General features: G+C 34.9%; 2 protein-coding genes. Both read left to right on the top strand.

What is annotated here, in order from left to right:
* Positions 1-53: 53 nt before the first annotated feature.
* On the top strand, positions 54-263 hold the full coding sequence (locus C162_RS36245) for a hypothetical protein (RefSeq protein ID WP_156949736.1): 210 nt from the start codon (positions 54-56) through the stop codon (positions 261-263).
* A gap of 78 nt (positions 264-341) precedes the next feature.
* Positions 342-667 (top strand): hypothetical protein (locus C162_RS29115; protein WP_036700618.1); only part of this gene is annotated, 326 nt, incomplete at its 3' end.

The raw sequence follows: 667 nt of genomic DNA, 5'->3' as shown, positions 1-667 counted from the left end.
TATGATATAAAATATATGCTAAAATAGAAATAAATAATAATAGGGTGATGCGAATGGAATCGAAAGAAAAGCCTCCTAGGCTCACTGTGTATCTTCCGGAAAGTGCCAGAAAAGAGTTGCTAGAGATATCGGAAAAAACTGGATTGTCTCAAACACAACTGGTTGTTATGGCTACACACAGTTTAATAGCTAATCATAAAGCTAAAGGCAATGCTATTTTTTCCGAATTGCTAGGCATAAGTTCAAATTTAAATGAAAATTAGTTACAAGAAGGTGGATAATAATATTGTGAGGGGTTACGAATCGCTATATAATATCCATAGCTGATAAGGAGGGGAAATATGAAGTACAGTATTAATCTATTTGGATTTGCGGTCGATTGTGATATTAAAATCAATGGTGAGCATTTTGGTATAGAAATACCGGAGGAAAATCAGAAGGCTTTAAAAAATTACTTAATACGAGTATTGCCCAAGTATGGACGAGAAGCTTCTAATGATTCGTCCCTAGATGCTTTAGTGAAACTTGCACTGGATGCTGAAAAAACATTAGATGGCCGTATGGTAGAGCCTAAGCTGAAATTACCCTATGAGTTTCAGCCTGAAATCAAGGAAAAACTAATTGAAGCAGCAGCATTACAAGAAATATCAGCGACTCAATTATTAAT

Origin of the sequence: Paenibacillus sp. FSL R7-269 (assembly GCF_000517865.1) — a bacterium.
Lineage (GTDB): Bacteria > Bacillota > Bacilli > Paenibacillales > Paenibacillaceae > Paenibacillus_AQ.
The sequence above is the reverse complement of the archived record's forward strand: the minus strand, read 5'-3'. Positions and strand labels throughout refer to the sequence as shown.

Bases quoted from the DNA above. Each gene is read 5' to 3' on its own strand.
- C162_RS36245 (WP_156949736.1), top strand. From the start codon at position 54: ATGGAATCGAAAGAAAAGCCTCCTAGGCTCACTGTGTATCTTCCGGAA.